The sequence below is a fragment of the Chitinophaga vietnamensis genome, from assembly GCF_902167635.1.
Lineage (GTDB): Bacteria > Bacteroidota > Bacteroidia > Chitinophagales > Chitinophagaceae > Chitinophaga > Chitinophaga vietnamensis.
Window position 1 is genome coordinate 182,845 of record NZ_CABHMS010000009.1, and the last position, 19,425, is coordinate 202,269.

20 protein-coding genes are annotated in these 19,425 nt (G+C 48.0%); 13 read left to right on the forward strand and 7 right to left on the reverse strand.

Annotation, left to right across the window (positions count from 1 at the left end; all coding sequences use genetic code 11):
- Nucleotides 1-15 precede the first annotated feature (15 nt).
- The 10 genes from FPG75_RS22610 (at nucleotide 16) to FPG75_RS22655 (ending at nucleotide 7,721) form a co-directional block, all read left to right on the forward strand.
- Entirely contained in the window at nucleotides 16-4,092 is a 4,077-nt protein-coding gene (locus tag FPG75_RS22610; protein WP_143310256.1) for an RHS repeat-associated core domain-containing protein, read from the forward strand.
- A 5-nt stretch (nucleotides 4,093-4,097) separates the two neighbouring features.
- A complete protein-coding gene (locus tag FPG75_RS22615; protein WP_143310259.1) occupies nucleotides 4,098-4,511 on the forward strand; it encodes a hypothetical protein in 414 nt (137 codons plus the stop codon).
- A 142-nt stretch (nucleotides 4,512-4,653) separates the two neighbouring features.
- Nucleotides 4,654-5,010 carry a hypothetical protein gene (locus FPG75_RS22620; protein ID WP_143310261.1) on the forward strand — a complete coding sequence of 119 codons (357 nt, stop codon included), beginning with the start codon at nucleotides 4,654-4,656 and terminating at the stop codon, nucleotides 5,008-5,010.
- 50 nt (nucleotides 5,011-5,060) lie between these two features.
- On the forward strand, nucleotides 5,061-5,399 hold the full coding sequence (imm45, locus tag FPG75_RS22625; protein WP_143310263.1) for an Imm45 family immunity protein: 339 nt from the start codon (nucleotides 5,061-5,063) through the stop codon (nucleotides 5,397-5,399).
- Between the two features lie 37 nt (nucleotides 5,400-5,436).
- On the forward strand, nucleotides 5,437-5,859 hold the full coding sequence (locus FPG75_RS22630) for a hypothetical protein (protein ID WP_143310265.1): 423 nt from the start codon (nucleotides 5,437-5,439) through the stop codon (nucleotides 5,857-5,859).
- A 90-nt stretch (nucleotides 5,860-5,949) separates the two neighbouring features.
- Nucleotides 5,950-6,417 (forward strand): hypothetical protein, encoded by a 468-nt coding sequence (locus FPG75_RS22635; RefSeq protein WP_143310267.1) that lies wholly within the window; start codon nucleotides 5,950-5,952, stop codon nucleotides 6,415-6,417.
- A gap of 67 nt (nucleotides 6,418-6,484) precedes the next feature.
- Nucleotides 6,485-6,844, forward strand: a complete 360-nt coding sequence (locus tag FPG75_RS22640) for a hypothetical protein (protein ID WP_143310270.1) — start codon at nucleotides 6,485-6,487, stop codon at nucleotides 6,842-6,844.
- A gap of 9 nt (nucleotides 6,845-6,853) precedes the next feature.
- On the forward strand, nucleotides 6,854-7,156 hold the full coding sequence (locus tag FPG75_RS22645; RefSeq protein ID WP_143310273.1) for a hypothetical protein: 303 nt from the start codon (nucleotides 6,854-6,856) through the stop codon (nucleotides 7,154-7,156).
- A gap of 7 nt (nucleotides 7,157-7,163) precedes the next feature.
- A complete protein-coding gene (locus FPG75_RS22650) occupies nucleotides 7,164-7,397 on the forward strand; it encodes a hypothetical protein (protein ID WP_143310275.1) in 234 nt (77 codons plus the stop codon).
- Nucleotides 7,398-7,400: 3 nt separating this feature from the next.
- Nucleotides 7,401-7,721 carry a barstar family protein gene (locus FPG75_RS22655; protein WP_143310278.1) on the forward strand — a complete coding sequence of 107 codons (321 nt, stop codon included), beginning with the start codon at nucleotides 7,401-7,403 and terminating at the stop codon, nucleotides 7,719-7,721.
- Between the two features lie 104 nt (nucleotides 7,722-7,825).
- Here the strand turns inward: FPG75_RS22655 and FPG75_RS22660 are convergent, their stop codons facing one another.
- The 4 genes from FPG75_RS22660 to FPG75_RS22675 form a co-directional block, all read right to left on the reverse strand.
- Nucleotides 7,826-8,839: a DUF3137 domain-containing protein gene (locus FPG75_RS22660; protein WP_143310281.1), complete on the reverse strand. Its 1,014-nt coding sequence runs from the start codon at nucleotides 8,837-8,839 to the stop codon at nucleotides 7,826-7,828.
- Between the two features lie 32 nt (nucleotides 8,840-8,871).
- Nucleotides 8,872-9,375: a hypothetical protein gene (locus FPG75_RS22665; protein ID WP_143310284.1), complete on the reverse strand. Its 504-nt coding sequence runs from the start codon at nucleotides 9,373-9,375 to the stop codon at nucleotides 8,872-8,874.
- On the reverse strand, nucleotides 9,368-9,694 hold the full coding sequence (locus FPG75_RS22670; protein WP_143310285.1) for a hypothetical protein: 327 nt from the start codon (nucleotides 9,692-9,694) through the stop codon (nucleotides 9,368-9,370). Before FPG75_RS22670 ends, FPG75_RS22665 begins: the two co-directional genes overlap by 8 nt.
- 61 nt (nucleotides 9,695-9,755) lie before the next feature.
- Nucleotides 9,756-10,973 (reverse strand): DUF6807 domain-containing protein, encoded by a 1,218-nt coding sequence (locus tag FPG75_RS22675; RefSeq protein WP_161596891.1) that lies wholly within the window; start codon nucleotides 10,971-10,973, stop codon nucleotides 9,756-9,758.
- A gap of 165 nt (nucleotides 10,974-11,138) precedes the next feature.
- Between FPG75_RS22675 and FPG75_RS22680 the strand changes: the two genes are divergently transcribed.
- The 3 genes from FPG75_RS22680 to FPG75_RS22690 all read left to right on the forward strand — a co-directional run bounded on the left by FPG75_RS22680 (nucleotide 11,139) and on the right by FPG75_RS22690 (nucleotide 13,599).
- On the forward strand, nucleotides 11,139-12,644 hold the full coding sequence (locus FPG75_RS22680; RefSeq protein WP_161596892.1) for a C25 family cysteine peptidase: 1,506 nt from the start codon (nucleotides 11,139-11,141) through the stop codon (nucleotides 12,642-12,644).
- Nucleotides 12,625-12,903: a hypothetical protein gene (locus FPG75_RS22685; RefSeq protein WP_143310290.1), complete on the forward strand. Its 279-nt coding sequence runs from the start codon at nucleotides 12,625-12,627 to the stop codon at nucleotides 12,901-12,903. The genes FPG75_RS22680 and FPG75_RS22685 overlap by 20 nt, the downstream gene beginning before the upstream one ends.
- A gap of 66 nt (nucleotides 12,904-12,969) precedes the next feature.
- A complete protein-coding gene (locus FPG75_RS22690) occupies nucleotides 12,970-13,599 on the forward strand; it encodes a hypothetical protein (RefSeq protein ID WP_143310291.1) in 630 nt (209 codons plus the stop codon).
- On the opposite strand, the gene FPG75_RS22695 is transcribed toward FPG75_RS22690, so the two are convergent.
- The 3 genes from FPG75_RS22695 to dnaK form a co-directional block, all read right to left on the reverse strand.
- Entirely contained in the window at nucleotides 13,596-14,612 is a 1,017-nt protein-coding gene (locus tag FPG75_RS22695) for a dipeptide epimerase (protein ID WP_143310292.1), read from the reverse strand. The two genes, FPG75_RS22690 and FPG75_RS22695, sit on opposite strands and share 4 nt — an antisense overlap.
- A gap of 11 nt (nucleotides 14,613-14,623) precedes the next feature.
- On the reverse strand, nucleotides 14,624-17,257 hold the full coding sequence (locus FPG75_RS22700; RefSeq protein ID WP_143310294.1) for a 4-alpha-glucanotransferase: 2,634 nt from the start codon (nucleotides 17,255-17,257) through the stop codon (nucleotides 14,624-14,626).
- A 99-nt stretch (nucleotides 17,258-17,356) separates the two neighbouring features.
- Complete coding sequence (dnaK, locus tag FPG75_RS22705) at nucleotides 17,357-19,255, reverse strand: molecular chaperone DnaK (protein ID WP_143310295.1); 1,899 nt, start codon at nucleotides 19,253-19,255, stop codon at nucleotides 17,357-17,359.
- Between the last annotated feature and the right edge of the window lie 170 nt (nucleotides 19,256-19,425).

Consider the following 19,425-nt stretch of genomic DNA (forward strand, 5'->3'; position numbering starts at 1 on the left):
TTAACCATCTCAATTATGTTGGTAAGTAATAAACATTTCACCCCCGTTATAGGGTTGGATATCCATATTGTTATCCTCTTCGGATTCCCCATCCCACTACCGCATCCTTACATTGGGTTAGTGGTAGACCCCATGGACTATATACCGTTCATCGGCGCCACCACCAAGGTAAATCATGTTCCGCGTGGCAAAAGCGACACCAGTGGCAAGTTGGTATTCCTTTTCCACATTCCCATGGGAGGCCCGTTCTTACTGGCTCCCATGATCGGACATGACTCCGTGAATTTCTTCGGCAGCAAAAAAGTGAAAGTGGAAGGCAACCTCATGAGCCCTTCCGGCCACATGCTCATGACCTGCAATGATATCGGGATGCCGCTCTCCCTGCGGCCGGGAAAAAAATTCATCCCTATCCCCAGCTTATATCTTCCTACCTCCTACTCTATCCCCTTGTCTTTCGGCAAACCGGTGATGCTCGGCGGCCCCTTCGTACCCGACTGGGCCGGCGTATTGATGAACCTCATCATGTCCTACGGTTTTGGCGCACTGATGAAAGGATTAGGCAAGGCAGGAAAAAAGGCCCTGACCAAATTCAACAAAGCATTACAGAAAAAATTAGGCAGCAATAAACTCAGCAAGCTCCTTTGTAAGAAAGGGTTTGAGCCGGTAGATCTTATACAGGGCATCGTGATCTATGATATCACCGACTTTGAACTGCCCGGTCCTATCCCCCTGAAATGGGAACGTTCCTGGAACAGCGACAGTCCTTTCGAAGGGCTATTAGGCCATGGTGCCCATCTCTTTTTTGACATGCGGATAGAAGAATTTCCGGGAGAAGATGCGACCGCCGTTCTCTTGGGAGATGGCCGCACCGCAGTGTTTGAGCTGCTGCCCTTCAGCGGCAACAGCGATTTTAACCGGCATGAACAGCTCACGCTCACCCGTACTCACGTTGACGAATACACGTTATTTGATCAACAGGAGAGACATACCTATACCTTCAAAAAGGCGCATCCGCAAGACGCACAATACCGGCTGATCAGCATCACTGACGAGAAAGATGCTATGATCAGCCTGCACTATAACAGTAAAGGCCACCTGCTCCGTATCATCGACAGTGCAGGCCGTCACCTGCTGGTGAGCAGCGACGACAAAGGCAGGATCATCAAAGTAACTGCACAACACCGGGGAGAACAAAGGCAGCTGGTAGCTTACGCCTACAACGATGCCGGCGACCTTTGCGCCGCCACAGACGCCCTTCAGCAAACTACGTATATACATTACCGTGATCATCTCATGATAAAGAAGACCGACCGCAACGGTGTTTCTTTCTACTGGGAATACGACCGGCAGCAGAGATGTACGCATACCTGGGGCGATGGCGGCATAATGGAAGGTTTCCTGGAATACCATCCCAAGGAGGGTTTCAACCGGATCACTAACAGTCAGGGGCATACAACTATTTATTACTATACCCCTGATTTCGTGGTATCGCAGATCAAGGACCCGATGGGCCATTCCACTTTCTTCTCCTATACAGATGCAATGGAGATTTACCGCGTCATTGACGCGGAAGGCAATACTACCGGCTATTCTTACGATGATAACGGCCATATCACCGCCGTTACTTATCCGGATGGCACAGAACGGAGCTCGTCGTATAATGAAGCAGGCAAACTGGTGCGCATCGCCGATGCCGAAGGTAATAGCCGCACTTATGTATATTATGGCGGCAATGGCCTGCTGCATACCATCACGGAAGCGGATGGCAGCATGCGCATCTTCCGTTATGATCAAAACAAACAACTGGTAAAGATAGAGGACGAGCAGGAAAATGCCGTCCTGATGACTTACGACGAAGACAGGAATCTATCTACCCTCACCCTGCCCAATGGCGCTGTAACCCGCTGGGAGTACGATGCCTGGGGGCAGTGCACGCGGATCACCAATCCCTTGCAGGAAGAACAGCATTTCCGCTACGACCGCCTCGGTCGTGTCACAACGGTAAAACTGACCGATGGCAACCAGGTACAGCTGCAATACAACGCCTATGATGAGGTGACGCAGGTGAATGACCGTCATCATGAAGTGCGTTTCGCCTACACCGCCATGGGCAGCCTGAAGCAAAGGGAAGAAAATGGCAGCAAGCTGCATTTTATCTATAACAATGATGAACAGCTGAATGGCATCGTGAATGAACATGGCGAAACCTATCGCTTTACCCGCAATGCAGCCGGCGATATCATCAGCGAAAGCGGCTTCGATGGCCTGCTGCGCCACTATGAGCGCGATAGCACCGGCAAGGTATTGAAAACGCATCGCCCCGGCGGTAAATGGACACAATATGAATATACCGGCAACGGGCACCTCGCCCGCGCCGAATACAGCGACGGCTTCTGGGAAACGTATAGCCATGACCGTAATGGCGCACTCATTGAAGCTTCCAACCCTACAGGCGTCGTAAAATTTGAAAGAGACGCCATGGGCCGTGTGATCAGCGAAACCCAGAATGGCTATACCATCAGCACACAGTTTGCCCGCGATGGCAGCGGCAAAACGGTGCAAAGCAGTCTGGGCGCCCACATACAAACACGATGGAACCAGGACGGCGACATCAGCGCCATCAGCGCCGGCGCATGGAGCGCACAGATACAACGCAACCTGCTCGGCCTTGAGATAGAACGCAGTCTGCCTGGTGGCGTAAAAAGCCGCTGGACCTATCATCCCGGCTCCTCCGCCACCGGCACACCGGATGCGCACCAGGTGCAGGTAAACGGCAAAACGGTGCGCAGCCGTCAATACCACTGGGATGCCAACCAACGCCTCAAACAGATGGTGAATGGTCTTACCAACGGTACTACCCACTTCGGCCATGATGATTTTGGCAACCTCGCATGGGCCCAATACGATGATCGCAGTTACGACTACCGCCTGCCCGACAAAGCCGGCAATCTCTATAAAACACAAACCCGGAAAGACCGCAAATACAGCGCCGGCGGACGTTTGCTCGAAACAGAAAACGCCCGCTTCCATTACGATGCAGAAGGAAATCTCATCAAAAAGATCGTGATGCAGTCCTCGTTCCCTGTAACATGGGAATACGAATGGTATGGCAACGGCATGCTCAAACAGGTACGCCGTCCCGACCAGAAAATCATCACCTTTCAGTACGATGCGCTGGGACGCCGCACAGAAAAGGTTTTCAACGGACAAGTAACCCGCTTCCTCTGGCAAGGCAACACCCCCTTACATGAGTGGACCTATCCCCTTTCAGAAAAACCGCGTGTAGTCGTTGACGATAGTGGTGAGCTGCGGGAAAGTCATCCCGAACCCGTACCACCCGAAACCCTCACCACCTGGGTGTTTGAAGATGGTACCTTCCGGCTGGCCGCTAAAATCACCCGTTACCATCAGTATTCCGTTATCACAGATCACCTCGGCACACCCGCCACCGCCTTCGACGAGCAAGGCCGCGAAGTGTGGAATGCTGAATTGGGAATTTATGGAAATGTGCGTAAGTTCGAAGGACAGAAAGATTTCATCCCCTTCCGGTATCAGGGGCAGTATGAAGATGTGGAAACCGGGTTGTATTATAACCGGTTCAGGTATTATAGTCCGGAAGAAGGGGTGTATGTGAGCCAGGACCCGATTGGGTTGATAAGTGGAGAACCCAACTTTTATGCATATGTTGATGATCCCAATAAATTGGTCGATGCCTTGGGGTTATCTTATTCAACTTCAGATGCACTTCTGTATAATATCAAGCAAAATTTAACTATAGGTAATAATCGGGCCGAGCTAAGTGGCATCCATAGTTATGATGATGTTATGGAGGCGGGACGTAAATTTGTGGGGAGGAACCCTACTATTGAATATCATCCCGATGGAAAAATAAAGGCAATGACAAGTAGTGATAAATTAAAAAGGTTCAGAGCGCCTCAATACAAACCAATACAAGGATACAAGCAGGCCAATTTTGAAATGAGAACCTCTGAGGATGTAACATGGAAATCACCTATAAATATTGGCACCGATGCTGAGCCAATAATGGGCGACAATCCGAGAAAAGCAAATGTTCACGTAAAATGCTCCTAAAACCAATGATAACGTTAGATTCAATATCTGTTGATGGCATCAAAGATGTTAAGAAAATAAATCTATTGATGGAAAAACCATATTTCTATGATGTGGATTTATGGATTAAATCTTTATACGAAGAAGAATCCCTCATGCTCTATTCTGCGTCAATATCTAATCCCAAAGGAGTAGAGCAAAAATTTGAGAAGTCTAAAAATGTCAGCTTCATTGGTAACAAGATCTTTATTTTCAATTCTGATATGAATTATGAAACTCTCTTTAACAGTTTTTCTAAACTAGTATCAGCGTCTCAAGGAAGAAATCAATATGAAAGCAGTATTCTGTTGCAAAGATATTTTGAGGAGCAAGATGTGTTATTTGAAACATCAAAAGAGTATTATTACTATCTCTTTGATAAAATCAAGGGAAAAAAATAGCTATTATATAAAGAAGAAGTAGACTTGGAAAATTTCGGAATAATTCCGATAAATACTGACTTCAACACCTCGTCAATCCTGGGAGAGTATGAAATGCGCAGGTTTGTCGCTGGGAATGACGGGTATAAGTCAAAAAGGTTGCATGAAGGAACAGCTTGATAAAATAAATAAATTTCTACAAAATCATCAGTGGTGCGATTTTGAGATCATAGATTTAAAGGGAAATCTACGCATAGGAGGAAAAACAGGATTTAGTAATGATTATGATATCGTCATTACTTTTTCCGATGTTTTCTTTATGCAAATCTTATACGAATGGAAGACCGACACGCAAGCAATTGCTTTCGAAATACCAGATGTACAAGAGGAGAGAACAATAAATATCAATTTTGGCATTGAACAAGGGTTTCAGCTATTCAAAATTTATGCTGAAGACATAGAGAGCCCTTTATACATAAGTTCTAAAGGTATTTCAGTAGAATTTCCTTCTAACAGTTGAAGCTAAAGCGACGTACATCGGAGACAGCGTATAGAAAAGAAAACTAACTGATGCAAAATATCAAATTAGTAGCTCTAAAAGAGAACATAGAAAGAGGAGCAATATTGAGATGTAAAGGAAAATATCCTTATGAGGACTATGTTGATTTTATGGTCATTGAATCATCTGATGAAGGAAAACTTGCTTACTCTTTACTCGTAGCATCAGGATATAAAGCCGGGCTGTCGTTTGTGACCTTGCCACAAGAGTCTATTCCTTCTGAAAACGAAGGCTATGCAATAAACATAGAATGGCTAAAATCTAACTGGAGCAAGTGGGGGTATTTCGAATGTCCGATTGAAGATGTTCATGTCATTTACAAGGATCCTCCAGGCGATTTTTACAACTGATATTTTAAAACCAAAATAAAGAAAGCGTGTTTGAACCATGGGAGCAGCATCGTGGCTTAGGCTAAAACACAAAAAACTACATTTATTTCTATGCAGTCTTCTTTTAAAAATAGATAGAAAAGCCACTGACTATTTACAAAAACATGGGCTGGAGTACACACTGGTAAAGAAAGTAATCAAATTTGCACATGATCTTGACCCAATGCTGGCATATAGCATTTCATTCGATCTTTTTGAAGAAGCAGAAGAAATAGGCTACAAAGAATCCAGGGTGATCTTTGTTGTTATTTTATCTACCAGATCGCTAAATGAAGGCATTAAAATAAGCGCGGAAATAGGAAGCATATACGAAAGTATCAGACTCGAACGGCTGACAATCCAGAATGATCTGCCAGAGGCGGCAAAGGTGTACCTTGACAATGCACCTGCTAATTTTGAAAAAGTTGGACTCATTCCTTAAAAAGGAAATACAATATAGAGAAGAAGATGAATAAGGCGTCTGCTGTAACTCATGAGATAGCACAAGAACATACTACTAAATAATCAGGTCATGGCGAAAGAAAAGATCAGGCTACTACCACTCGAAGTTGCATGGAAAGCCGGTGCATATGGAATAAGCATCGACGGTTCAGAAGCTGACAAATTAACGATTACGACCATTATAAACCTGGCAATTGGCGATCCAAAAGAGCTTCGTATAGAATTTTCTTCGTTTGCTGAAGTGAGGTTTTTCAACTTCAACTTTGGTGAATATAATTACGGAGCATACCTGGTCAATGCTCCTACAGGAGAGTTTGTTGAAGATACTTATGATTGGCAAAGTTTAGATGCACATTTCAAAGAGAGCAATATATGTCCCAATCCTTATTTCTATGAAGTCCAAAATTCCGCTTGGTTTGAGGAAAGAGAGATATATCAGGCTTTATTAAAAAAGAATTTCAAACATTTCATTTTAGTTGGCTATGATAGTTACGTTGAAGTGCTCGCCCGGGACGATATTCAATATCATTTCAGTTAGCAATGGATAATAATACGTGGAGAACTCGTTGGCATACACGTCTACCTGCCAAAGCTATTAAACAATCATGAAAAAGAGCTACTACCATACATTCGGAAGTAATATCGAAAACATACAAACTTTAGCCAGGCTATTACTCGATAAATTAGATCTGAAATTTGAAATGCACGAAAGCGACTACATAGGTGTGTATTTGAAATATTCCGGTTTGTATGCCGATAAAATTACCATTGAAAAAAATTTCAACGCTATCGAAAATAATTGGAAAGAACAGGATTTCAAACAATACAAAACCCTTATCTATGTCAATAATACTAATGGGAAAAATGCGGACAAACTCGGTAAAAGTAAATATTTAAAAGAGGCGCTCGTAAAAATAGCTGATATAATTTTTCTTAAGGAGAAAGTAGTTGAGGCTGATCTTTAAAAATACTGTATGGGGCCGGATGTTTTAACCTATAACAATGAGGGCATAAAAAATGGAGCATTTGAAATTGATGAAGATCTCCATTATTGGCTGTTCAATAAAGCAAATTTAGATACGGAAGAATACACCACGCTATTTGAAATAAAAGATTATTATAAAACTAATGCACAATTGGCTGGTGAAAGATTACAAAGTTTTATCCATGCATTAGAACAGATAAAAATAAGTTCTCCATTTAGTAAAGAGATTGATTTTATTATCAATAAAATCAATCAGAACAATATTAAGAAGATACGAATCACTGGTGATTAATTACGCTATGATAAAAGTACTGCTTAAAGAAATAGCCGCATCCAAACGAATAAGGGATAAAATGATTGCCAATATTACTACAAAAAAAGAAACAGCCATCATTCTAAACCTGACGGAAATAACATATGATTTCGACAATAAAAAAGTTACACTAACATATTATGTAGAAGACCCCAATTATCCCGCTGTAGAAATAACTTTTGACGAGTTTTTAAATATTTTAGCTGCCGAAGGATACTAACACATGAAAACAATCCAGCTCGATTTCAAAGCGATAAACTCCCTGGAAACCCTCCACCACACGCTAAAAGAGCAAATGGGATTCCCGGATTTTTATGGCGCTAATATCCATGCATTGATCGATTGCCTCTCCAGCATCAGGTATCCTGAAGACGGGATGAGCAAGATCACACTGGAGAAAGATGAGATATTGATGATAGAAACAACTCAGCTGTCGCAGGCCAGTGAAGTGCTGTTACGTCACCTGCTGATCGCTGTAGAAGATGTTAATAACCGTCAGATAGCGCGAGGCAATCAACCGGATATCTATATCTGTCTTAGATGATCAACACCAACGATTGAGCCCGTCCCCTGAAAACCTTTCACACCAGAGATCTCCGGCTATTGATAAATACCATCAACGAGGAACTCCGGGCACTTCCTGCTTGATCAGGACTTGGAAAAAGCAGTGGTAGTCCAAATGCTTACGTTCTGTTGCAGGTCTTCCACGAGTTGCAGCAGCGTCAGGAAATCCATGTAGTAGCCTGTGAGAAGGTTGGGATCGGCGAGCGACTGGTTCATATCAGCTTCGAAATAGTCGAGGCCATGGTTGATACCGATATAGATACGATTACTATAAAAAGAGATGAACAATTTGGCCTGGGAGCGCTCCTGCAACGCAAGCACACGTTGCATCAGGGCGGGCGAAAGCAGCTGCTGCGCCTCCTCTGCATCAGATGAATACACCATGAACTCGCGGTTAAAAGCAGCATCCGCGGGTAATACTTTCTTTCCGAGATTCCAGGTTTCAATGAAGCCATTATCTTCTGCGGTGGAAGTAAATATCTCTTCCGTCATGCTGTTGCGCGAGAGGATATACACCGGCGCCGTGAAATACCGGGGAAACTGTGCGATGAAGTAACTGCCTGAAAACACCGTGTCGGCGCCACGTCCGCGTAAGGTTACCAGTGGCATGCGCGTTACTTTGAGATCGCAGAACTGAAACTGCATATTCCCCATCTTGCCGAATACCTGGTCGTTACCGCTGATATTGTACTCCTTTTTGGCAAAGAGACCACTTTCAGTAAACTCCTCGAAGCTCGCGTAATTAAGCGGGAGATAAGTATAATCAGGGTTGATGAAAGAGATAATCGGCTTCACCACTTTCTGCTTGAAGTCCTGCCGGTAATCCGTTGCAGGCTGGGCTTTCGGATGCCTCGACATCAGGTATTTCACGAGCAGTCCCACGCTCACGCCCAGTATCACTACCGCGATAAGCCATATCACCGTGGTATTTCCACCGCCGGCGGTCATCAGCAAATAAAATAACAATACAGGCAGGATGCCTGCCACCCACATCCAGCGCGTCCAGCGCCTGCCGGCGATGCGCTGCTGCTCCAGCTTTTGCAGATCTTTACGCAGGTGTTGATCAACAAACGTTTTAAATTCTTCCAGTGATCTCATAAAACAGTTAACACAATCAGATAAAGTATGGTTCAATTGTTGGCCCAGCCGCCAGCGACGCTCCCTCCGGAACCTTTGCTCACAAAGGCTTTGAAGGGTTGTACATTTTCTTCCGATAGCGGCAGTTTATAGGCCTGCCTGCTCTGCGAGAGGATCACCTGCGCATATTCCATCGGGAACAGGCGCACGCGTATCAGGCGCAAAGGCAGTATCAGTTTATAGTCCGTGTAGGTGTTGACGTTATTCACGGCATCTCCTTTTTCAAGGCGGTCAATAAAGTCGTGTATGCGGGCGGGGCGCCGCTTTGCCTGCGACAGCATAATCAAATAAGGTATCAGCGGACCTATTACCATCAGCCCGAACATCACGTAGAGGATGAGGGGCAGCTGTACATCGTTGCCCAGTACGTTCACCAGTACCAGCGTAAGCAGCGCCAGTGCCGCCACTTCCGCTACGATCAGCGCCGTGATGGTTTGCCGTATGTCTCTCTGGTGGATGGCCAGCAAGGTGGATCTAAGTTCTTGCAGGTTATTCATGGGTCTTATTTTTTTGCGTAACGAGCCTGACGAAATTGCTGATGGCAAGGTATAGACCGATGGCGCCGATCACGCCAAACACCGATAGCAGCACCCATTGATTGTTGCCGGTCATCTTATAAATCAGCGTTTCTATCCTGGTGAGACTCACAGCATCAATGGTAGTATTGCTGAATTGCTGGTAACGGTTAATGCCCAGCCCTATTCCGGCCGCTGCCAGCAGGAGTCCTGCCGCCACGCCGCCCCAGGAAGGACCATCATCATCGTCATCCACAAGCTTGTGATTACGGGGTTCCATTTCAGGTTCGATGCTGTTCATATAAAGATTTTATGGTTATTGTTCCTCGGGCTAACCACAACGAAAATAACGAATTAATGCATTATTTGATCAACAACACCTGCGGTGGAAAAGCGAAATCATTCCAGGCTGCGTCTGCTTCTGCGGGAGTGATATCGCCATTATAAACCATCACGCGATATCTTAACGTATAGTCGTTACCGTAAGTAAGCTGCCAGGGTTTCATTTTAGTGGGGGAATAGTTGAGCATCAGCTCTCCACCTTCCATGTTTTCCGGCCATACGCGCAGTGGTTCCGGCGAATCGTAGTTATCGGGTGCATTCATGATGAGCAGGCCTGCCTGTCCTTGCGGGGTGGCGCCGGTAATCTTCACCCAGCGGGCGCGGGTGCTGTCGGCATCTTTGCGTGTTTTGCCTTCTGAAGTAAGCACCTGGCTGGTGGCAGCGGTGAACGCTGCGGTAGTTCTCAGCCCAAACCCGCCGCCATAGCGGTATTGCAACAGGGTAATACCGCTGTCGGATGCGCAACGGAGCGTGGATATCATATCCCACAAACGGCGGGCGCCCTGCTCAGTGGCAGGATAGGCCCTTACCTCCAATGTTTCACGCAAGGCGATCTTTTCTCCTTTACCGCCGCTGAAGGCCACATGTTCCTGCAAGGCGGTAAAGCCGCACCAGGCGGGGCCCGACACTGTTCCCAACAGCTGCGCAAAACGTACCTTGCCTTCTTTTTTCTGCACGTTCCAGAAATCTGTTTCATGACCTTCAAAACGGGTATGTGTCCAGGGATTCCAGATGCCCATATGATGCCGGTGACCGGCATTCGGAAAGATATTGGTCAGCACCGCGCCATTAGGCGCCCATAAAGGATGTATGAAACCACTGCGGCGGTATACTGTATCGGAACCTGCGGGCGGCTCTGCTATGGCGGTATTGTATTGTAATATCTGATCCTGTCCCTGGCGCAGCACCACTGCTTCTTTCGTAACAACCGCCATCATGGCTGGTGCGGCGGTAGCAGCCTTTGCCTGGTGCAATTCAAAAATACGGGTAGCGCCGGCGGCCGTATGGCCGCTCAATATCCAATAAATACCATCGGCCTGCACCTGAACGGGAACGGCTATACGTTTTTTCCCACTCACTTCTTCCAGTTCAACATTTGCAGGAATGCCAGAGGTTTTATAGGTAACAAGACAATTATTCCGGTTGTAGCTGCCGGCATTCACTTGCAGACGGGCAAGTACCTGCGCCTCTGTGGAAACGGCCGCCAGCAAGGCCAGCGGCAAAAGGATATTCTTCATAACGTATACATCTATAAAGATAAAAATACGGCCTGTTTCTGCTGAATGCAAGTCCTTTGCGTAGTGATGCAATAATATTGCATAAAACATGGTGCCGCCATTTTTTATTAATTCTATTACTTTTGATGCATTAATAAGTAACAAATGGCAGCCCCCATTATTAACATGCAATCTACTAAACTGATCATCACCAATAAAACTGCGTTGCAGCAGAAATATGGGGACCAACACCAGGCTATCCTCAACGACCTTGCTGCATTACAGGCTTTTGACGGTACCCGTCACCTGGATACGCATATTATTTTCCTGGATGATGCAGCACAGATGCAATCCCTCAAAGCCACGGCGGTAACCGATCCTGCGGATGAAGCCCAGAACAAACAGGCTATCGACGAGTTATATGCATTCTTCTCACCAGGATATATATTGATAGCAGGCGCACAGGATATTGTCCCCTTTCAGCGTTTGAAAAATATGTTATCGGGAGATACAGACCCGGATACTTTTATTCCGAGCGACATGCCATATGCCTGCGATGCGCCTTACGACAAGGATCCCGGCAAATTCGTCTCGCCTACCCGCGTAGTAGGAAGGCTGCCCGATGTGCCTGCGCAAAATGATCCCGCATATTTCCATTCACTCGTTCAGGATATCATCAACATAAAATCCCTGCCGCAAAGCGAATACCGGTCTTACTTTTCGATCAGTACCTTCGACTGGCAGGATTCTACACAACATTCACTGCGCAATATTTTCGGTGATAACAGCGCCCTGCGCATTGTTCCCGGCACACCGGATATCGATGGCCACAATTGGACCGTGCAACAACTGATGCCCAAAACACATTTCATCAATTGCCACGGCGCCATCTACAATGCAGGCTACTATGGCCAGAAGTCATACGATTTTCCGCTGGCCATGCAATCGGATACCATCACCGGAAAGATCAGCAGCGGCACCGTAGTAGCAGCGGAATGCTGCTATGGCGGCCAATTGTACGATCCTTCCAAAAATATCAGTAAGCTGATGAGCATGGCCAACAGCTACCTGCTTAACCATGCCATCGCTTTCGTAGGCAGTACCAATATCGCCTATGGCCCGTCTACCGGGCAAGGGCTGGCCGACCTGCTCACGCAATATTTTGTGATCAACGTGCTGAACGGCGCCTCTACCGGCAGGGCCATGCTGGAAGCCCGGCAGAAGTTCCTCAATGAAATGGGGCCAACCCTCGATCCTTATGAACTGAAAACCGCCGCACAGTTCAATCTCTTCGGTGATCCTTCACTACAGCCGGTGATCAACGAAAAAGATCCTGCTACAGATATCATGAGTAAATCATTTGTGAACTCCGTGCAGAACCGCCGCGATAACCTCGAAGCGCGCGGCAAAATACTGGATACCTTTATTTCAGCGCCGCAGCCTGCGGATGAATCGCATACCACCGATCCCGGCGTACAGGATGCCATGCATTCCCTGCTCAGTGAAAAACAGTATGGTAAGTCGCTCCCGAAAGTATTCGTCGCCAAAAAAGAGGAGGCTACACCATCTGTAAAATTTCATGTATTTTCGGAACCAGTAAAAGCCACCAACAACGCACCTGCTTCAAGGGCGCTGGTGGTGAAAGAAAAGAACAATCAAATACTCGGTTATCGTGAATATGTCAGCCGATAATAATAAAAAAGAGACACCCGTAGTAACGATGCAAGGCCGGCTTGCGCTGCGCACTTTCGGGAAACACACCAAGAGTGAGCACCTGGGCGTATTCCTCTGCACCGATCATGGGGATTATCTCATCCGGCCTGCCGATGCCAACCCATTTATGAACAATCCACTGATGCCGCTCGCCGGCAAGATCATCAGCGCCACCGGGTCCATCGTGGATTATGTATTCCTTGCCACCAGCTGGCACGAAACGGGCGATAACTTGTAGCTACCGCAATTTTTGTTATTTTGTGAGATGACAGGACAGATGAAGACTGCCAGAAGAATGTAACCTATGAACTTATCGGCATTTATAACAGCCCTGATCCGCGAAGGGCAGGTAGCTGTGGCACACGATATTACCCCGTTTCCCCCTGAAGCATTACAGGAGGCCACCGCAGTACTGCATAGCTATTATCTCCATGATATTTCGGACATGCCCGCCGACCCGCCAGCATTCGACCCCGAGGCCGCATTATGGGCCGCGATCTACGTTTTCCGTACCACTCAACTCATCATGCTCAAAACACCGGCGGCTGAACAGGTAAGCACCCTGCTCCTGCCATACCCGGGTGCCATCACCGCTGCCGCGATATACAGCGCAGACCTGTGTTTGCGCTATCTGCCGGACCTGCTCAGCATGAGCAAAGGCCTGGCGCCAGATGATCCGCTCCTTACACAACTGCGGCAAACCGCCGCCGCATGGCCCTACTCTTCCACGGGTATGCAAATTACGCCAGCTGCGCACCTGGATATCATCACCGGCAACTCCTCACTATTACAAGCTTACGCCGACAGAGTGATCGCCACCAGGGATATCAGCCGCTGCAATATGCCCGCCGTAACTGCCGCCATTGTAGCGGCACTCGGCAATTATCAGGAAATACTCTGGCCCGATTTCAGGTTACCGCTACATCATCGTTAATTCGCCCGTAGCACAGCGCCGGTGCCGGGCCTGTCTGCATAAATGATACGACCGTTTTCAATGCGGATGCCATCCGCAGTATCTTCCGCCAGCAAGAGCGGACCGTCCATATCTACATAGTCCAGGTAAGGCAGCAGATGCGCCACAGCGGAAGTACCCACCGTGCTCTCATTCATGCTGCCGGTCATTACCTTCATACCAAATCCTTTTGCTGCGCTGATCATACGCAAGGCCGGCGTGATCCCCCCGCATTTGGTGAGCTTAATATTAATACCATGAAAATAGCCATGGCAGCGACTTACATCCTCTTCAACAATACAGCTTTCATCTGCCATCAGCGGCAGCGCAGATTGTTCATACACGCGTTTCATGCCGTCCCAATCGGCGGCAGGCATCGGCTGTTCGATAAATTCCACGCCCAGCTCTTTCAGTGCGATAGCATTGCGCAACGTCTCTTCCACGCCCCATGCACAATTGGCGTCTACCCTGAAAACCGCGCTGGTATGCTTTCTCAGCTCCCGGATGATCGCAATATCATCTTTGGTACCAAGCTTTATTTTATAGATAGGCCAGGGGAAAGCCTGTAACTTGCTCACCATATTGTCGATCGTATCAATACCGATCGTATAATCGGTGAGCGGGTTATGAGAGATATCGAGGCGCCACAGCTCGTATAGTTTCTTGCCTTGCTGCTTGGCATACAGGTCCCATGCAGCGAGATCAAGCGCGCAGAGCGCAAACATATTATCCTTCAGGCGCGGAAACATATCCTGCCAGAAAGCTTCCGGTGTGGCAAGTGTGTATTGTTCAATAAAATCACGGTGCACGTTAATCGCTTCCATCAGGCGGGGTACGGTCATGTTGTAATAGGAGTTGTCTGCCGTTTCCCCGAGGCCACTGTAGCCATCCTGTTTCAATTCGGCCACCAGCAAGGGTTGCACATCTTTCGATTTACGCGATATGGTAAAGGTATATCTGAATTTCAGCTCAAAAGGATAAAGGTTCAGTTCCATGTAGATAGTGTTTACGCGTTTTTCCATTCCGTGGAGCCAGGCCCCAGCTCAGCGATGATGCGGTAGCGCCAATAGTGCGCTGCCACAGCAGGTATATTGATCCGCTCTTCGTCAGGAGCAGGCAAGGGCTGCCGGCCTTGCAGCGCCAGCAGTTCCTGTATTTGAAAGATACGCCACATTGCGGGAGATTGCAAATGTTGCTGCACGATCTCTTTCATCACCGCCGGCGTACACTCCGTAGGTGCGTTACCGTTATATTGCAATACATCCTCCCAATATTGTTGTGTGATGGCCCGGTCTTCCTTCCACCAGCCTCTCAGCGTGCTCATATCGTGTGTGGAGGGCGTTACCACAGAAAGATAAGGTACAGTGGAAAGATCGGTAAATGTGGTATGGGTTGATTTGGGCATGCGCTGCACTTCCAGTCCGCTGATGCCCAGCTCCCGCATCACGCCTGGCACACAATGCGGCACCATGCCCAGGTCTTCGCCGCAGATCAGCATGTCTGTAGCTTTCATGAGGAAGGGCAATTTGCGCATCGCCTCCCTTCGCCAGCAGCTTTCCTGCCGCACAAAAAAGTAATGGTGATGCAGCTGCCTTAATTTTTCCTGTACTGCCGGCGCCAGCGCTTTAAAAGACTCGGTGCTCATCAGGTCATAGCGCGGGTGGAATACATGACGCCCGCGGTGTTGCTCGCGGATGAACAACACTTCCGCTGCCAGGTGATACAAAGCTGCTTTCACGGTGGCAGGCAATGCCTGTTCGTTGATCAACCTTTGGGTGCTGTAGGCTGGCAGCAGCTCAAAACGCCCGCCCGCAGCCGCTTGCAGGAAACTGTCTTTGATCATGCCCGCATAGTTGCCAAAGCTATGGTCCAGCGTTTCCGCAGTGATATAAGGCGTGCAAAAGCGCTGCTCATCAAAGCCGATATCCAGGTGCAGCAGTTCCTCCGCACTAACGGGAACGGCTGGATGAAAATAACCCAGCAGGCCCTGTATCGCCTCTTCCGGCACTTGCCAGATGCGGAAAAAACCCAGTATATGATCAATGCGAAAGGCATCAAAATAGGCGGACATATGCTGCAAACGCTGCCGCCACCAATCATAGCCATCTGCGGCCATGCGCGGCCAGTTATACGTGGGGAAACCCCAGTTCTGGCCTTCGGCGGTGAAGCTGTCCGGCGGCGCTCCTGCCTGCATGTCCAGGTGGAATAGCTCCGGATGCATCCAGGCATCCACGCTGTTCCTGGCGATGCCGATCGGGATGTCTCCTTTCAATGCGACGCCGCAGGCATGCGCCGCCTCCACAGCTTCGCTGAGCTGCCGGTGCAGATGATATTGTACAAAAAAATGGAAGTGTGCCGCTTCGGCCGCCTGCGGGTCTTCCATGATCAGCTGATTGATCGCGCGATAATCATATTCATTATTCGCAGGCCATCGCGAAAAATCACAGGTATTGTATTTATCTCTCAAAAAACAAAAAACAGCATACGGCAACAGCCAATGTTCATTACTGGCAAACCATTGCCAGTAATGGCGGGTTTGCAAGCGCTCCCCTTCCTGCTCGTATAATGCGCGCAGGTAAGCCATCTTGTAATGGATCACTGCTTCATAATCGAGCTGCATTTTTTCGTTTAGCCTTTGCCGTAGGTCGTCAAATTGTCTTTGCAGCGGATGATCATCTGCCAGTTTGCCCACTGCCTGCAAACGGATATACAGCGGGTGCAGCGCATACGAGGAGATAGCCGCATAGGGATAAGAATCTCGCCAGGTAAAGGTGCTGCTGGTATCATGCACCGGCAGCAGCTGTATGAGCTGCAAGCCGCTGCCGGCGGCCCATTGGGCCAGTGGCGCGATGTCGGCAAACTCGCCGGTACCAAAACCTTCAGCACTGCGCAAACTGAATACCGGCACTGATACGCCCGCGCCGCGCCACGCGGGATAGTCGAACCTCGCCACGCCATCATGTATAGTCGCCTGCTGCAAAGGCGTGGCGGCCATCGCCAGGCGGCGGTTCTCCCCTTGTTCGTACGCCAGGAATTGTTGTGTATCGAGATCGTAAATGCCGTATTTATATTCCAGGCCGCTGTTGTTCAAAGGCAGTTCCAGCGCGGCGGTGAACCAGCCGTCTGCATCGGAATGAAGGAGCAGGGGGCGCTGAATATCCCATTGCCCGAATGCGGAGATATTGCCAAGCAAACAAATTGTTTTACCAGGTTCCAGCAGGGGCGCCAGTACTTTAAATATATGCGTGGCCGTTAGTAAGCCGGGAATATGTGAAGTAGCTCTTGGAAAAAATACGCGGGTAAAAGGAGCCGTCAGCCAGGCGTTCTCAGGGGCGGCAGGATCATGCCAGCAGTCCATGAAAACCAGCTCCGGCGGCATTCCCGGCCGGATGGTCACTTCACGGGCCAGACCTTCCACAGTAGATACCTGCAACTCTTTTACGATATAGTAATAACGGAAGACGACCGGAACTTCGGTAGAGAGAATAACCTCGGCGAACCATTGCCCGTGGCCGGTCCATTGCATGGCAACGGCGGCTTGTGGCAAGTTATTCCCCAATGCGGGTATATTTCCCAGCAGGTATAAGTTCTGCCCGTATCGGGTGTGGTATGGAAGATAGAACCGTAATCTGTATTGCATCTGTTCCTGGCTATGCCGGAACAAAATAATAAAAAAATAAAGGCATTTGATGAATGATCATCAAATGCCTTTAAATATATGCGTTGTTGACGTAAAAGCTTATTTCACTTCTTCAAACTCGGCGTCGGTTACACCATCGCTGCCGCCTTGGGCTTGCTGAGCGCCGGCGTTAGCCTGTGCGCCTTCCGGCTGGCCCTGAGTGGCTTTGTAGAGCTCTTCAGAGGCGGCAGTCCAGGCAGCTTCCAGTTCGGCAGTAGCGCTGTCGAGCTGTGCACCATCCTGTGCTTTGTGCGCTTCTTTCAGTTTATTCAGTGCGGTTTCGATCGTTGCTTTTTTATCAGCAGGCAGTTTATCGCCATATTCCTTGATCTGTTTTTCAGTCTGGAAAATGAGGCTGTCGGCCTTATTCAGCTTTTCGATCTTGTCGCGCTGTTCTTTATCGGAGCTTTCGTTTGCTTTTGCTTCAGCTTTCATCTTTTCGATTTCTTCCTTGCTCAAGCCGCTACCAGCTTCGATCTTGATGTTCTGTGTTTTACCGGTGCCTTTATCTTTAGCGGTAACGTGCAGGATACCGTTGGCGTCGATATCGAAGATCACTTCGATCTGCGGAACGCCGCGGGGAGCCGGCGGAATATCACCGAGGATGAAACGGCCCAGGGTCCTGTTCTGTGCTGCCATCGGCCTTTCGCCTTGCAGTACGTGGATTTCCACGCTAGGTTGGCTGTCAGCGGCAGTAGAGAAGGTCTCTGATTTTTTGGTCGGGATGGTAGTGTTGGATTCGATCAGTTTGGTGAATACACCGCCCATTGTTTCGATACCGAGAGAGAGCGGCGTAACGTCGAGCAACAATACGTCTTTCACTTCGCCGGTGAGTACGCCACCCTGGATAGCAGCGCCGATAGCTACTACTTCATCGGGGTTTACACCTTTATTAGGTTTTTTACCGAAGAATTTTTCTACCACTTCCTGGATTTTAGGGATACGGGTAGAACCGCCTACCAGGATCACTTCATCAATTTCGGAAGTGTTCAAACCGGCGTCTTTCAAGGCTTTGCGGCAAGGTTCCAGTGTTCTTTCCACCAGGGAGTCGCTCAGTTGTTCGAATTTAGCGCGGGTAAGTTTTTTCACCAGGTGTTTAGGAACGCCATCCACCGCAGTGATATAAGGCAGGTTGATCTCTGTTTCAGCAGAAGAAGACAGTTCGATCTTCGCCTTTTCAGCAGCTTCTTTCAGTCGCTGCCATGACATCGGGTCTTTGTGTAAATCTACGCCTTCATCTTTCTTGAATTCATCTGCCAGCCAGTCCATGATCACTTTATCGAAGTCATCACCACCGAGGTGCGTATCGCCATTGGTAGATTTCACTTCAAATACGCCATCACCCAGTTCGAGGATGGAGATATCGAAGGTACCGCCACCAAGGTCAAATACGGCGATCTTGCTGTCGACATGTTTTTTATCCAGGCCGTAAGCGAGTGCTGCGGCAGTTGGTTCGTTGATAATACGGCGTACGGCCAGACCGGCAATTTCACCGGCTTCTTTGGTAGCCTGACGTTGTGCGTCGTTAAAGTAAGCAGGTACGGTGATCACCGCTTCTGTTACTTCCTGACCGAGATAATCTTCAGCGGTCTTTTTCATTTTCTGGAGGATCATCGCAGAGATTTCCTGCGGTGTATAGAGCCTGCCGTCGATGTCCACACGGGTGGTATTGTTATCGCCCCTTACTACTTTGTAGCTTACGTGCGTTAATTCATTGGTTACTTCGTCAAAGTGACGGCCCATAAAACGCTTTACTGACATAATAGTGTTTACAGGGTTGGTGATGGCCTGGCGCTTTGCAGGATCACCTACTTTCCTTTCTCCGTTTTTCAGAAATGCCACTACAGATGGGGTTGTTCTCCTTCCCTCATCATTGGCAATCACTACCGGTTCGTTACCTTCCATAACGGCAACGCATGAGTTGGTAGTTCCTAAGTCAATGCCTATTATTTTTCCCATAGTATTAATATTCTCCTTTAGTTGTAAGTTAAATGTCGTGTTTGGCTTTGGTTTGTCAATGATTATGCCAAGCGGGAAAGTATGAAATTATGTCAGTCAGACAGTTTAGATAATTATTTATCAGAAGATTACGTACTTTTGATACCGTACTGATACAAGCTGTTTCATAA